The 14,969-nt window shown below is 38.2% G+C and carries 10 protein-coding genes; 7 read left to right on the forward strand and 3 right to left on the reverse strand.

The genetic code is table 11. The features are described 5' to 3' along the window. The first annotated feature begins 170 nt into the window (after nt 1-170). Nucleotides 171-5,084: an alpha/beta hydrolase fold domain-containing protein gene (locus BQ2683_RS01955; RefSeq protein ID WP_069987082.1), complete on the forward strand. Its 4,914-nt coding sequence runs from the start codon at nt 171-173 to the stop codon at nt 5,082-5,084. Nucleotides 5,085-5,573: 489 nt separating this feature from the next. Here the strand turns inward: BQ2683_RS01955 and BQ2683_RS01960 are convergent, their stop codons facing one another. From BQ2683_RS01960 to BQ2683_RS01970, 3 genes are all read right to left on the reverse strand, one after another. Further along, the gene (locus tag BQ2683_RS01960; protein ID WP_069987083.1) at nt 5,574-6,176 is read right to left on the reverse strand and encodes an NUDIX hydrolase; all 603 of its coding nucleotides are present in this window, start codon (nt 6,174-6,176) and stop codon (nt 5,574-5,576) included. Nucleotides 6,177-6,395: 219 nt separating this feature from the next. Then, nucleotides 6,396-7,559 carry an iron-containing alcohol dehydrogenase gene (locus tag BQ2683_RS01965; RefSeq protein ID WP_069987084.1) on the reverse strand — a complete coding sequence of 388 codons (1,164 nt, stop codon included), beginning with the start codon at nt 7,557-7,559 and terminating at the stop codon, nt 6,396-6,398. Nucleotides 7,560-7,995: 436 nt separating this feature from the next. After that, on the reverse strand, nt 7,996-8,490 hold the full coding sequence (locus BQ2683_RS01970) for a flavin reductase (RefSeq protein WP_069987085.1): 495 nt from the start codon (nt 8,488-8,490) through the stop codon (nt 7,996-7,998). 249 nt (nt 8,491-8,739) lie between these two features. On the opposite strand from BQ2683_RS01970, the gene BQ2683_RS01975 reads away from it, so the two are divergent. The 6 genes from BQ2683_RS01975 (at nt 8,740) to BQ2683_RS02000 (ending at nt 14,837) form a co-directional block, all read left to right on the forward strand. Further along, complete coding sequence (locus tag BQ2683_RS01975; RefSeq protein ID WP_069987086.1) at nt 8,740-9,963, forward strand: argininosuccinate synthase; 1,224 nt, start codon at nt 8,740-8,742, stop codon at nt 9,961-9,963. A gap of 87 nt (nt 9,964-10,050) precedes the next feature. Continuing rightward, nucleotides 10,051-11,442: an argininosuccinate lyase gene (argH, locus tag BQ2683_RS01980; RefSeq protein WP_069987087.1), complete on the forward strand. Its 1,392-nt coding sequence runs from the start codon at nt 10,051-10,053 to the stop codon at nt 11,440-11,442. A gap of 2 nt (nt 11,443-11,444) precedes the next feature. After that, the gene (gene argF / locus BQ2683_RS01985) at nt 11,445-12,353 is read left to right on the forward strand and encodes an ornithine carbamoyltransferase (protein ID WP_069987088.1); all 909 of its coding nucleotides are present in this window, start codon (nt 11,445-11,447) and stop codon (nt 12,351-12,353) included. A gap of 500 nt (nt 12,354-12,853) precedes the next feature. Beyond that, nucleotides 12,854-13,684 (forward strand): pyridoxamine kinase, encoded by an 831-nt coding sequence (locus BQ2683_RS01990; protein WP_069987089.1) that lies wholly within the window; start codon nt 12,854-12,856, stop codon nt 13,682-13,684. 11 nt (nt 13,685-13,695) lie between these two features. Then, nucleotides 13,696-14,220 carry a TIGR04002 family protein gene (locus BQ2683_RS01995; RefSeq protein ID WP_069987090.1) on the forward strand — a complete coding sequence of 175 codons (525 nt, stop codon included), beginning with the start codon at nt 13,696-13,698 and terminating at the stop codon, nt 14,218-14,220. A gap of 11 nt (nt 14,221-14,231) precedes the next feature. Further along, complete coding sequence (locus BQ2683_RS02000) at nt 14,232-14,837, forward strand: TIGR04100 family radical SAM protein (RefSeq protein ID WP_069987091.1); 606 nt, start codon at nt 14,232-14,234, stop codon at nt 14,835-14,837. Nucleotides 14,838-14,969: the final 132 nt, after the last annotated feature.

Consider the following 14,969-nt stretch of genomic DNA (forward strand, 5'->3'; position numbering starts at 1 on the left):
AAGAAAAATTGTATAAAGTTTTGCCTTGTTTTTTAGTGGATTTAAGAATTGACATCTTCCTGGAAAATTGTTACACTTAAAATTGTTTAATCCATACAAATATTTTTTTCATTAAAAAATATTTATATGACAAACAATGGTGTAAAGAAAAAATGAGGTGAAGAGAAAAAATGAAAAAAAGAGGCATTAGTTTGCTGTTGGCAATTGCCATGGTACTAACTGTGATATGTAGTACTTTTGTGCAAAGTTTTGCAAATAATGTTGCAACAGCTGACGGCACATTAAAAATCGAAGATGGCAAATTGGTAGTTTCCAATATTCAACAGGAAACTTTTTACCATACCGATCAGGTGTTTAGTGGCGACTATACTGTAGAAATGCGCGCTAGAGTAAACAACCAAGCGGTTGGACTGTTGCTTGGGCAAGGTGGTAACAATGCGGCAATGTGGAGTTTGGCTACAGTAAATCCACTTGGCGTATGGGTCCATCCAATGAACAACTGGGCTGGCGTTGTAAAAGTGCCATTTGACCAGGTTCAAAACGGAAGATGGGTTACATTAAAAGTGGCAATCCAAGGCACAACTGCGACCACCTATTTAAATGACCAACAAGTACATCAATACACTGTACCAGAAGGTTCTACAGATGGTCCTATTGGTCTGCGTTTTTCCACTACAGAATCTGCTGACCTTGATTATTTAAAGGTATATCAAGATGGAAAAACGATTTGGGAAGATGGTTTTAATAAAATTGACTCAAATAAATGGGACTTCCCTGCTCCACAATCCGGCACAACTGGAGATGGACGAGTATGGATTGATAATGGGCAGCTGGTTGTTCCAGGTGGCGGAGATGTTACTTATACATCCAAACAGAACTTCAGCGGGGATTATACCATTGAAATGAAAGCGACTGTGCATAACCAGGCTGCTGGTTTGTGTTTTGGGTCTGGAAGCCCAAATCCATCACTTTGGATTTTAGCTTTGGTGGACCCATATGGTTTGTGGGCACATCAACCTGGAAACTGGACAGTAATTGATAAGGTTGCGTCTGACCAGGTGAAAACAGATACTCCTGTTACTATGAAAATTGATATCAAAGGCACTACGGTTACTACTTATCTGAACGACCAAAAAGTACATGAGTGCCAGATGGACCAAGCTACAACTTCCGGCCCATTAAAACTGCGTTTTGCCGCAACAGAATCCGCTGATATCGATTACGTTCGTGTAACCCAGAACGGACAGATTACATGGCAAGATGAATTTGAATTTATTGATACAACAAAATGGGACTTTGTCCCTCCAGCAGACGATGTTGTCAGCGATGTTCCAGAATCCTATATGGAACCAATATGGGAGGGTACTACTGCTTATGAAGAAAGCGTTTGGCCCATTGCGGAACAGGATGGAACAGTAAAAGATATTCCATTATTGTATCATGCAGATAAAATTTTAACTGTCCAGAATTTAGCTCGGACAGTCACCTACCAAGAAGGAAAAGACTATACTCTTGTGGATGGGAAACTGCATATTCCAGAAGGTTCTAGTATTCCAGTTACTTCCTATGATACTTATCATCCTTCCACTGGTGCATTTCCAGATGGGAATGGTGGATATGTTTATTGGGAGGAAGGCACAGGGATTGTAACAAGGCAGATTTATGTTACGTATCAACATTCTGATACATGGCAAGGGGACAAACCTGCTGATAAATCGAACTTGCTTCCAAAAACCATTCAACGTTTGGAAAATAGGGAAGACTTAAACATTGTATTCTATGGGGATAGTATTACCGAAGGATATAATACCTCCAGTTTTGTCAATACAGCCCCATATATGCCAAAATGGTCTACTTTAGTGACCGAATCTTTGAAAAAGGCTTATCCATTATCTAATATTACAGAAGTGAACACCGGTTTATCTGGTCAGGAAACCCCTTGGGGTGTTCAGAATATTACCGAACGTGTTACCAATTATGACCCTGACTTGGTAGTTCTTGCATTCGGTATGAATGATGCTGGACAACATCGTTCTCCACAAGAATATGTGGCAAACCTTCAGGCAATGATTGACGCAATCCACGCAAAAAATCCAGATTGTGAAATTGTTCTTGTTTCCACTACATTGCCAAATCCAAATGCACCAGGATTCCAAGGTGAGCACGAAGCATATGAACAGCCAATGTTGGCTATGGAACAAGAAGGTGTTGTTGTCGCAAATATGACAGCAATGCACAAAGCGTTAATTGAGAAAAAATCTTTTGAAAATATGACTGGGAATAACGTAAACCATCCAAATGATTATTTGGCACGTGTTTACGCACAGGTGATTTATCAAACCGCGTTTGGGGAACATCACGATGATATTGGTGATTTAAATGATGTATCCTATGTAGAGGGCAGTAATGACCCTTATCAAACATTGGATATTGAATTGCCAGAAAATATGTCTGGCCCAGTGCCAGTATTGGTATTTATCCATGGTGGAGCATGGGTAATTGGTGATAAAACAGATGAAGAACTTGGTGGTATACTAGATGCCGCTTTGGCAGAAGGATACGCTACAGTACGTGTGAACTACCGTTTAGCACAAAATGCACAATGGCCAGCACAGATCTATGACTGTAAAGCCGCTATCCGTTTTATCCGTGCAAATGCGGAAACCTACAATTTAAATCCAGATCAGATTGCTGTTATGGGATGTTCTGCTGGCGGACATTTGGTTCAAATGATGGGTGTTACCAATGGAAATCCAGAATTTGAAGATCTCTCCATGGGTAACGCGGATGTTTCTAGTGATGTTCAGGCAGTTGTTTCCATGTATGGTATTTCTGATGTAAGTACATGGCATCAGTCTGAAGAACAATTAGGAAATATTATTGGTAATGGAAAAGACCCAATTTCTATGTTAATTGGAGATAACTATACAACAGAGCAGGCTTTGGCAGTTAGTCCAATTACTTATGTATCTTCCAATACAGCTCCTATGTTTATTGGGCATGGTAAAAATGATACGTTAGTAGATGTAGAACAATCCTTTAATTTAGCAGAGAAAGTAAAAGAAAACATTGACCCAAAATTGGTAGATACTTATTTCCCTGAAAATGCAGCTCATGCTCAACACGATGCATGGAATAATGCAGAAACAATAAAAGTAACCTTGAATTTCCTGCAAAAACGTTTCTTCCCAGAACAAAACCTTGATTCTGACGAAAATACCCGTCCAGGATATTGGAATGTAGATTTGGCAGGATACCAAAATAAATATCTTGGTTTACAATATGCGGACCAATCCCCAACACAAAAATTACACCTTGTTCTTCCTGATGAAGGAGAAGGTCCATTCCCAGTAGTGGTATTTGTACATGGTGGTGGATTTGCAGGTGGTAACTCTACTGGAAGTTCGGTATTGTATACGGCGGAAGGCGCATTACAGGCATTGGATCGTGGATATGCGGTTGCGATGGTAGACTACCGTTATAGTCCAGAAGGTTATTTCCCAGAACCAATTTATGATGTGAAAGCAGCAATCCGCTATTTAAGAGCAAATGCAGAAAATTATCATTTGGATTCCGCAAACTTTGCAATTTGGGGTGAATCCGCTGGTGGATGTATTGTTGACTTTGTTGGTACCACCAACGGTAACCCAGCTTATGAAGATTTATCTATGGGAAATGCGGAATATTCTAGTGAAGTACAAGCAGTTGTTTCTTGGTATGCAATTACTGATTTAGCAACTGATCGAAATGCTCAGTACCGTGCAGCGTGGTTAGGTTCCAACGCTGGTAATATGGATGTTATTAAAGATTCCAGTCCAATTAACCATGTAACAAAAGATGCCCCAGCATTTTATTTGCAGCATGGTATGGCAGATAATGAAGTGGACTATCAGGATAGTGTAAGACTGTATGAATCTCTGGTAGAAGCAACTGGAAATTCAAATATAACATTAGAACTATTCCCTGGTATTACCCATGCAGTGAAAAAATTCTTGCAGCCAAACAATGTATCTAAGATTGTGGATTGGTTGGATGAAGTACTGATATTCTCCGGTGATACCCAAGTAGATAAAACAGCACTGGAAACCCTCTACAACCAGGTAAAAGATACTGATTTGAACCAGTATGTAGATGGAGAAGCAAAAGATACCTTTGTAGCAGAACTGGAAAAAGCGAAAAACCTGATTGCGAATGAAGAAGCAACCCAGGAACAAGTTAACGAAGCAGTAACAGCACTGCAGAATGCTTATGACGCACTGGAAAAGAAACCAGTAGAACCAGTGGAAACCAATAAAGATATCCTAAACAAAGTAATCGTATACGCAGAAGAACAAAAAACATCTGATGACTTTAACAATGTTATCGCAGATGTACAGGAATCCTTCAACGCAGCATTGGATGCAGCAAAAGAAATTGCGGCAGATCCAGCAGCAAGTCAGGATGCAGTAGATGCAGCATGGAAAGCATTAATGACCGAAATTCATAAACTAGGCTTTGTCAAAGGAGATATTACTTCCTTAGAAGCTCTGGTATCCTTGGCAGAAGGCTATGACATGAATGACTATGTAGAAGCAGGTCAGGCAGAATTCTTAGAAGCATTGAAAACAGCGCAAGATTTATTAGCGGATAAAGACAATGCAATGCAGGTAGAAATCGAAACAGCAGAAAGCAATCTGTTGAATGCAATGCTGAACCTGAGATACAAAGCAGATAAATCCATCCTGGAAAAAGTAATTGCGGAAGCCAACGGCAAAGATGCGAACGCATATACAGCGGAAAGCTACGCAGTACTGGAAGCAGCAGTAGCAGAAGCAAACGCAGTGATGGCAAATGAAAACGCAACCCAGGAAGAAGTAGACGCAGCAGTAACAGGTGTACAAGAAGCAATGAAAGGTCTAGTAGCAGTAGAAAAACCATCTACCGAAACACCAGATGACAACAAAGCGGATGGTACACAAACAGGACAAGAATCTACCATAACAAAAGCAAACGCAGCGAAAACAGGCGACGTTGCTCCAATTGCTGGCGTTATTATTCTTGCATTAGCAGGTACTGCAGCCATCCTTAGCCACAGAAAAAAATAAATTGTAATGATTGAATTTAATAGCAAAAGCCTCCTATGAGAACCATAGGAGGCTTTCTATATCTGAAAAATTTTATATTTATGCTGGAAACAAGTGTATTACTTAATTTAGATATTAAAAAAATCAGTAAATAGTGTTTAATTTAAGGGACAATCTCAACAGGTTTGTAAAGGGAATATTTTATATTCGATATATTTTAGCGTCTTATGATAAAAAATATATAACTTGAAATTATATGCTTTATAGTATATTAAATAGTGTTATTAAGCAGATAAAAACCTCTTTAGAAGGATGAAATACCAGCTAAACAATGTTATGTAATAAATAATAGTACAAAATTTGAATGAAAATTAGACGTGGTAAAGTAAAATAATATTTTATTTATAAAAAATGTTCATGTTTCATTGAAAGAATCGTACGAATGCTATTTGATAGATTAATATGTAACATGAAATGATACTCTAAGCGTTTGTTTGATAGAATAAAAAATTAACCAATTGTAGTAACGAGATTTTCTATTTGCTTTAAAGCCCAACAAAGATATTTTTTAGGATGGATACACATTTGGTTATCAGGAATATTAATTACTTGATTGGAGCCGTACTGAACTCCAGTTAATTGTTGATTTGGAGATTGAAGCCATTTTTTAAACTCTGAAATAGGAAGTTTTACGATACTATCTACTTCTTCTCCTGGATAGAAAATAGGGTTTTGAATTGGATAAACAAATACATGGGCAATTTCACGATCAAAAAATTCTGCTATTTGAATTTCTTCTTTTACATGCCCAAGGTACTTTAGATAAGTAGGGTTTAAAATCAAACCGATTTCTTCCATCACTTCCCGGCACACAGCTTGTACCCTTGTTTCACCAGCGTCAATATGCCCGGTAGAAGTCAAGTCGTATAATCCTGGAAAATCCGCTTTATTTTTGGAACGCTGCTGTAAATAAATTTGTATTTCAGACTGGTAAGGGTCGATTACCCAACAATGAATTACCTGGTGGAGAGCCCCTGTTTTATGTGCCATTTCACGGCTCATTGTTTGGATAGGATGCAGCTGGTCATCCACAATGGTTAGCATTTCTTTCATGATACATCTCCTTGTAAAAAGGCCACTATTTTTATTATTGTTTGATGAATTCCATATGGAAAAGATTAATCTTGTAGTTCAATCAAAAGTTGCTTTTAATTATAACATATTAAAACGGAAAAATCTATAAAAGGGGGATGAAGTGATGGAAAGGAAAAGGGCAATAGAAAACAGCGGAATTCCAATAGAATCCCGCTGTTATTATAAACTTATTTGGAATTAAAAATCAACGTCTTCGCCATAGTAGATTGCTGTAAACAGTTTCTCCATTTCTTCCTGAGTAGGAATTCTTGGATTAGAACCTGTACAAGCATCACCAATTGCATTCTTCGCAATTTCAGGCAGTTTTTCTTTAAATTCAGCTTCATTAATGCCAAATTCTTTTAAGGTTTTAGGAATGCTCATCCGTTTGTTGAAGTCATCAATTTTGTGGCAGAGAGCTTCAACAGTATCCAAACCAATAGAATTTGCAATTGTCTGGTATCTTTGAGCAGCAACAGGATTTTTGCTGTTGTACTTGATGACATATGGCAAATAAATTGCGTTTGCACAGCCATGAGGAATATGTCCTGTGCTGAATGCGGCACCTGTTTTATGTGCCATGGAGTGAACAATACCCAACAGAGCATTGGAGAATGCCATACCAGCCAAACACTGTGCATAGTGCATTTGTTCTCTGGAAACAGTACATCCTTCATAAGAGGTTGGAAGATATTCCATAACCATTTGGATTGCTTTGATTGCCAGAGGATCTGTGAATGGTGAATTTAAAGTGGAAACATATGCTTCAATTGCATGGGTCAATGCGTCCATACCAGTATGGGCAACCAGTTTAGGTGGCATTGTTTCAGCCAAATCAGGGTCAACGATTGCAACATCTGGTGTAATATTAAAGTCAGCCAAAGGATATTTAATGCCTTTTTCATAATCAGTAATTACAGAGAAAGCAGTAACTTCAGTAGCTGTACCGGAAGTAGACGGAATTGCCAAGAATTTTGCTTTTGTTCTTAAAGTTGGGAAAGCAAATGGAGTAATCAGGTCTTCAAATTTAGTATCTGGGTATTCATAGAAAGCCCACATAGCTTTTGCTGCGTCGATTGGGGAACCGCCACCGATTGCAACAATCCAGTCTGGTTCAAAATCGCGCATTGCAGCAGCGCCTTTCATAACAGTTTCAACGGAGGGATCTGGCTCAACGCCTTCAAACAACTGCGTTTCAATACCAGCTTCGTTTAAGTTTGCAACAACTTTATCCAAAAAACCAAAGCGTTTCATGGAGCCGCCGCCTACAACAATAATTGCTTTTTTGCCTTTTAAATTTTTCAATTCATCTAAGGTACCTTTACCGAAATAAATATCTCTTGGCAATGTAAATCTAGCCATGGGAATCATCCTCCTGTCGATTGTTCTAAAAACAATTAATATGTACAGTTGAATATTTATTTTTTCTGTACTACTCATATTTTAAACCTTTTGCACAAATAATGCAAGAGGTAAACGGATAAAAAAACAATATTGTTATAACTTTAACAATATATTTACAAAAATTTTGACAGTTTCACAACAGAAAAAGCAACCAGTACAATTTTACTAGTTGCTTTTTATACAGTATAACAATAAGCTTGATGATTTAATTAAAAAATAATGTAATAAACAGCAAACTTAAACCAAAACAAATGGCTTAAAAGAAAATACTTAAATTTAATAAATAAGATTTATCGGATAAATACAGCTTGAATATAGGTACAAGTATAATCTTAAATGAGTACAACTATTTTGGAGACCTATTAGCATATTCATTTTAAACCAAAATAGAAAATTATTTTTGGTATGCGTGACAGATTTCCGCTACATACATGGTATGGTAGCCTTCCTTTTGATACCATTTTTGGATGGAGTCATCCAATGCACAGCTTTCCAGTAGGTCTTGCTGGTACATTTTTCTACAAACAAGAGTGAGTTCCGCTTGTTCAAATGTAGTGGTACCATCCACAAATACAGGGGTTAAGCCAGTTTCTTTGGCTTTATCGAACTCTTTTCCGGAGTGACTGCCACAAAACCTTAAAGCGTCCTTCCAATTTTCTGGATAAAAACTTAGTGTAAAATAATCATTTTGTTCTACAAAAGCTTTCGTATAACGTTCTGGACGGATAAACACAAACGCTACATTTTTTCCCCACAGGACACCAACACCACCCCAACTGGCAGTCATGGTATTATATCCGTTTTGATCCCCAGCGGTTACCAGCATCCATTGTGTGCCGATTTTTTGAAAAGGAGAAAAGGCTAATTGTGAAATATCAAATTCTTTCATAAAAACAGCTCCTTATTGATTTCATCCATAATAGAAAACAATGATTTTTCTTTTATTATAGCACAGTGGTCAAATATGGAATATAATTTTAAGCAAATTGCATAAACATGCAATTGATTTGCTATATTATGCATAAATATTGATGAATATGCAAAAAAATGAATATTTTTTCGAATTTGGGGTTGTTTTTTTCAGATTACTGTATTATAATAAGGACAACATCAATTCAAATGAAAAGGAGTTTTACAAATGGCTGACATTAAAAAAGTAATTTTAGCATATTCTGGTGGCTTGGACACCTCTATTATTATCCCTTGGTTAAAAGAAAACTATAACAACTGCGAAGTAGTTGCGGTATCCGCTGACGTTGGACAGGAATCCGAACTGGAAGGACTGGAAGAAAAAGCGATTAAAACCGGGGCATCCAAATTGTATATTGAAGATTTAAAAGAAGAATTTGTGAATGACTATGTATTCCCAACCATTAAAGCTGGTGCGGTATATGAGAATAAATATTTATTGGGTACTTCCTTTGCACGTCCTATTATTGGGAAACGTTTGGTTGAAATCGCAAAGGCGGAAGGTGCTGACGCAATCTGCCATGGTTGTACCGGAAAAGGAAATGACCAGGTTCGGTTTGAACTGGCAATCAAAGCATTTGCGCCAACCATGCCAATTATCGCGCCTTGGCGGACATGGGATCTGAAATCTCGTGACGATGAGATTGAATATGCAGAAGCTCATAACATTCCATTAAAAATTACCCGTGAAACCAACTACTCCAAAGACAAAAACTTATGGCATCTTTCCCATGAAGGTTTGGATTTGGAAGACCCAGCAAATGAACCGATGTATAACAAAGAAGGATTTCTGGAAATGGGCGTTTCCCCTGAACAGGCTCCTGACAAACCAACCTATGTAACGATCCATTTTGAAAAAGGTATCCCAACCGCTGTAGACGGCGTTGAAATGGATGGTGTTACCTTGATTCAAACACTGAATAAAATCGGCGGGGAAAATGGCGTTGGTCTAGCTGATATTGTGGAAAATCGTCTGGTTGGCATGAAATCCCGTGGCGTATATGAAACCCCAGGTGGAACCATCTTGTACCATGCCCATGAAGTATTGGAAACCATTTGCCTGGATAAAGAAACACAACATTATAAACAGCAGGTTGCTCTGAAATTTGCTGATATCGTATACAACGGCCAGTGGTACACACCTTTGCGGGAGGCTTTATCCGCATTTGTGGATTCTACTCAGGAAACCTGTACTGGTGATGTGAAGTTGAAACTTTACAAAGGAAATATTATCAATGCAGGCGTTACCTCTCCATACACTTTATATAGTGAAGAATTTGCTTCCTTTGGGGAAGATGATGTATACAACCAAGCAGATTCCGCTGGATTTATCAACCTGTTTGGTTTGCCAATCAAAGTAAAAGCTATGCTGGATGAGGGTCGTGTAAAATAAAAATGTTCGGTGGAATAAGAACGAAAATGCCGTAATGCCCTTGCATTATGGCATTTCTATTATTGGTATAAGATAGGAGAATGATTTATGGCAAAAATGTGGGCTGGCCGGTTCAAAAAAGAAGTGGATGAAAAAGTAAACGATTTTAACTCCTCGATTTCTTTTGATGCCAGGATGTACCGCCAAGATATTACAGGTAGTATTGCCCATGCAACCATGCTGGGGAAAACAGGAATTATCGAGTTATCCGAATCCCAGGCGCTGGTAGAAGGGTTAAAAGGTATTTTAGAAGATATTGAACAGGGAAAATTGGAGTTTGATCCTACCGCGGAAGATATCCATATGTTTGTGGAAGCGGAACTAACAAAACGGTTAGGGGATACTGGAAAGCGGTTGCATACCTCCCGTAGTAGGAACGACCAGGTTGCTTTGGATTTTAAAATGTACCTGAAGGATGAAATCATCGAAATCCGTGGGATGGTAGCAGAACTGGTGGAAACTTTATACACCTTGGCAGAGCAGCATTTGGACACCATTATGCCAGGGTATACCCATTTACAGCGGGCACAACCGGTTACTTTTGCCCATCATTTAATGGCGTATGTTCAGATGTTCCTGCGGGATATTGGCCGGTTAAATGACTGTTACAAACGGATGGACACCATGCCTTTGGGCAGCTGTGCCCTAGCAGCAACAACCTACCCCATTGATCGGGACATGGTAACCGAATTGTTAGGGTTTCAATCTCCAACTGAAAACAGTTTAGATGGGGTTTCCGACCGTGATTACTGTATCGAATTAACCAGCGACATCAGCTTGCTTATGACCCATCTTTCTCGTTTTTCAGAGGAAATTATTTTGTGGTGTTCCTGGGAGTTTAAGTTTATCGAATTGGATGATGCCTACGCAACCGGTTCCAGCATTATGCCACAAAAGAAAAATCCAGATATTACGGAATTAATCCGTGGAAAAACAGGGAGGGTTAACGGAGATTTGACCACCTTGCTGACCATGATGAAGGGGCTTCCACTGGCATATAATAAAGATATGCAAGAGGATAAGGAAGCTACTTTTGATGCTATCGATACTGTAAAACTTTGTATTTCTACCTTTATCCCAATGATTCGAACGATGAAAGTGTTAAAAGAAAATATGCGCCACGCTGCGGCAAAGGGTTTCATCAATGCTACAGATTGTGCGGATTACCTTGTGAAAAAAGGGTTGCCTTTCCGCGACGCATATAAAATTACAGGGGAATTGGTGGCAATCTGTATTGACCAGAACAAGACTTTGGAAACACTGGAATTATCCACGTATCAATCTGTTTGTGAAACTTTTGAACAGGATGTATATCAGGCAATTGACTTGTTAACCTGCGTGAATGGGCGCAACACAAAAGGAGGCCCATCCTCTAAAAGTGTATCCGTCCAAATTGCCAACGCAAAACAAACATTAAAAACGTTAATGGAGGGGAAATAACCATGAAACATTTATTAAAATTACTGGATTTGACCAAAGAAGAAATTATTGAACTGCTGGATTTAGCGGATAAATTGAAATATGAAAGTAAAAACGGGATTGAACATCCTATTTTAAAAGGAAAAACATTAGGTATGATTTTCCAAAAATCCTCTACTAGAACTCGTGTTTCCTTTGAAACTGGAATGTACCAATTGGGTGGCTACCCATTGTTTTTATCTTCCAACGATTTGCAAATTGGTCGTGGGGAACCCGTTCAAGATACTGCTCGTGTTCTTTCCCGCTATATTGATGGGATTATGATCCGCACTTTTGAACAAAAAGAGGTAGAAGACTTAGCAGAATATGGTAGTATTCCAATCATCAATGGACTGACCGATTTTTGTCATCCATGCCAGGTGTTGGCGGATTTACAGACAATCCGGGAATATAAAACTGGGTTTGACGGCTTGAAGATGTGCTATATTGGCGATGGAAATAACATGGCCAACTCTTTAATCGTAGGTGGTCTAAAAGTGGGGATGAAAGTATCTGTTGCTTGCCCAGAGGGGTATGAACCAGCAAAAGAAGTGTTGGATTTCGCAAAACAATATGATTGCTTTGAACTGACCACCGATCCAAAACAGGCTGCAAAAGATGCGGATATCTTATTTACAGATGTATGGGCTTCTATGGGACAGGAGGAAGAATCCGTAAAACGCCGTACTGTATTCCAGGGAGTTTATCAAATCAACGATGAAATTATGGCAGTGGCAAAACCGGACGCAATGGTGCAGCATTGTTTGCCAGCCCACCGTGGAGAAGAAATTACAGAAGCTGTGTTGGAAGCACATGCGAATGAAATTTTTGATGAAGCGGAAAATCGCCTACATGCCCAAAAAGCAGTTTTGGTAAAATTGATGGCAGATTAATCAGATTTGTTTGATATCGAATAGGGGATTTTCAGAATCCCCTATTTTTTATTATAACTTTGCCGAAAATGGCCCTGTGATTCTAAAATAGGGTTACGCTAGAGAAAAATAGAGTAAATTCTATCCTGTTTTATCAGAGAAAAACCAATTCAATACTTTTTGGAATTGTATTTGTCAATGATGAAATAATGGTTATGGCTATACCCAGTAAGAAGTGATTCAAAGTAATTTCACTTTTTTAATTTCTACCAAATAATCGGATATTGCATTGATAGAATTGAAAAAATTGTTTGTTTTTACAATAAACTCTTTTAACATAAAAATATAAAATGATTTTTTTAATTACTATTTTACAATAAATAAAGGGATATGACAGAGTAAATATATGAAATGTTTATAAATGTAAATATTTGATGACAGAGTTTTATAAAATTGGATTTTGCTTTATGTTGACGTATACTAAATTTATCCTATTTTTGATGCGAGGAGAGAATCACTCCATGTCACACAACAATCAGAAGAAAATTGCGGTAATCAATGATTTTTCCGGATTTGGGCGATGTTCTATTGCGGTGGCGTTGCCGATTATTTCTGCTATGAAAATTCAGTGCTGTCCTATCCCCACAGCGATTTTTTCCAACCACACAGGTTTTCAAAGTTTTTACTACAAAGACTATACCCAATCCATGAAGCCGTATATTGCAGAATGGAAAAAACTTGGATTGCAGTTTGAAGGGATTGATACTGGATTTTTGGGATCGGAAGAACAAATTGAAATTGTAATTGATTTTTTTCAACAATTCAAATCCAGCCATACGATTGGAATTGTAGACCCTGTTATGGGGGACAATGGTAAGCTGTATCCGACTTACAGTCCAAAGCTGGCATCAAAAATGCACCGGTTAGTAGAATACGCCGATATTTTAACACCAAATCTAACCGAAGCATGTATTTTAACAGGAAAAGGTTATCGGGAAAATTATAGTATGCCTGAATTAGAGAAAATGTGTCATCTATTATCTCAGCAAGGGCCAAAAAAGATTGTGATTTCTGGCATTCAAGATGGAGAGTATATTGGAAATTTTGTGTATGAACAAGGCAAGGAAAGCAAAATAATCCGCTCCCTAAAAATTGGTGCTACCCGTTCTGGAACGGGGGATGTTTTTTCTTCTATTATTGCAGGTGCCGCTGTCAATGGAATAGATTTTTACCAATCTGTTCAGTTGGCAACTGATTTTATCTCAAAATCAGTTTTAAAAACAACTGAAATGGGGATTCCGGATACAGATGGGATCTGTTTTGAAGAATTTTTAACAGACTTAATAGTTTAGGGGGAGTTCTTATGCAACAGAACACAACAAAAGTAAAATACCTGGTATTATCAGCGATGTTCGCCGCATTAATTTTTGTTTTAACCGCTTATCTACACATTCCCAGCCATACCGGATACACCCATGTTGGTGATGCGTTTATTTATATGGCAGCTAGCTTATTACCTACCCCTTATGCGATAGGCGCCAGTGTAGTTGGTGCAGCGATGGCAGATGCTTTGTCTGGCTATGTTATTTGGGTAGTACCTACTATTATTATTAAGGCGCTTACAGTATTTTGTTTTACCAATAAGGCAAAAACGATATTGTGTAAACGGAACTTATTTGGCTTAATACCTGCGTTTGCTCTTTGCGTAGGGGGATATTATCTGGCTGAAGTAATTATCGTGCAAAACTGGATTTCGCCTTTGGCGGGAATTACCGGTTATTTCGTTCAAATTGGGTTCAGCGGTGGATTATATCTGGTTTTAGGGTTTGCTTTGGATCGAATGGGGTTTAAACAGCGCAATCGTATTTTTAGTCAAAACAACGCATAGGAGGAAATAATATGACAATTTTATATCCAGCGAAAGATGGGCTATATGTGAATTTAACCAACCGATGCCCATGTTCCTGTACTTTTTGTTTAAGACAGAACCAGGATGGGGTATATGGCTCGGATTCCTTGTGGTTGGAACATGAGCCCAGTTTTGAAGAAATTTTAGAAGAGCTGAAAAAACAGAATCTTACCCAATATAACGAACTGGTATTTTGCGGATATGGGGAACCTACTGAGCGTTTGGATGTTTTGTTACAGGTTGCTGCCTACTGTAAGAGAGCATGTCCTTCTTTGCTCATCCGTATCAATACCAATGGGCTGGCGGATTTAATATGGAAGAAGCCTACTGCGCAACAATTAAAAGGATTGATTGACACTGTTTCGATCAGTTTAAATGCACCAGATGCGGAAGAATATTACCGATTGACCAGGAGCAAATTTGGTTTCAAATCTTTTGACGCGATGTTACAATATGCAAAAGATTGCACCAAGTATGTACCAAATGTGGTTATGACGGTTGTAGACCAGGTGACGACCCTGGAAGAACAGCAAAAGAGCAAAGAAATTTGTGATAGCATTGGTGTTACTTTACGGGTTCGTCCTTATGAAGAATAATTTTAAATAAAATATGAACATTTAGCGATTGTGTAAATTTTGTTTATTTAGGGTATACTATGGTTGCATCCTGCCGGAATAGATGTTATACTAGCAATAGATTCTATATTTCGTTTTATGATATTGTATATC

It is taken from the genome of Massilioclostridium coli (genome assembly GCF_900095865.1).
Lineage (GTDB): Bacteria > Bacillota > Clostridia > Oscillospirales > Ruminococcaceae > Massilioclostridium > Massilioclostridium facile.

Bases quoted from the DNA above. Each gene is read 5' to 3' on its own strand.
- argH (WP_069987087.1), top strand. From the start codon at position 10,051: ATGGCAAAAATGTGGGCTGGCCGGTTCAAAAAAGAAGTGGATGAAAAA.
- BQ2683_RS01960 (WP_069987083.1), bottom strand. From the start codon at position 6,176: ATGAAAGAAATGCTAACCATTGTGGATGACCAGCTGCATCCTATCCAA.
- BQ2683_RS01965 (WP_069987084.1), bottom strand. From the start codon at position 7,559: ATGGCTAGATTTACATTGCCAAGAGATATTTATTTCGGTAAAGGTACC.
- BQ2683_RS01975 (WP_069987086.1), top strand. From the start codon at position 8,740: ATGGCTGACATTAAAAAAGTAATTTTAGCATATTCTGGTGGCTTGGAC.
- BQ2683_RS01970 (WP_069987085.1), bottom strand. From the start codon at position 8,490: ATGAAAGAATTTGATATTTCACAATTAGCCTTTTCTCCTTTTCAAAAA.
- BQ2683_RS01955 (WP_069987082.1), top strand. From the start codon at position 171: ATGAAAAAAAGAGGCATTAGTTTGCTGTTGGCAATTGCCATGGTACTA.
- argF (WP_069987088.1), top strand. From the start codon at position 11,445: ATGAAACATTTATTAAAATTACTGGATTTGACCAAAGAAGAAATTATT.
- BQ2683_RS01990 (WP_069987089.1), top strand. From the start codon at position 12,854: ATGTCACACAACAATCAGAAGAAAATTGCGGTAATCAATGATTTTTCC.
- BQ2683_RS02000 (WP_069987091.1), top strand. From the start codon at position 14,232: ATGACAATTTTATATCCAGCGAAAGATGGGCTATATGTGAATTTAACC.
- BQ2683_RS01995 (WP_069987090.1), top strand. From the start codon at position 13,696: ATGCAACAGAACACAACAAAAGTAAAATACCTGGTATTATCAGCGATG.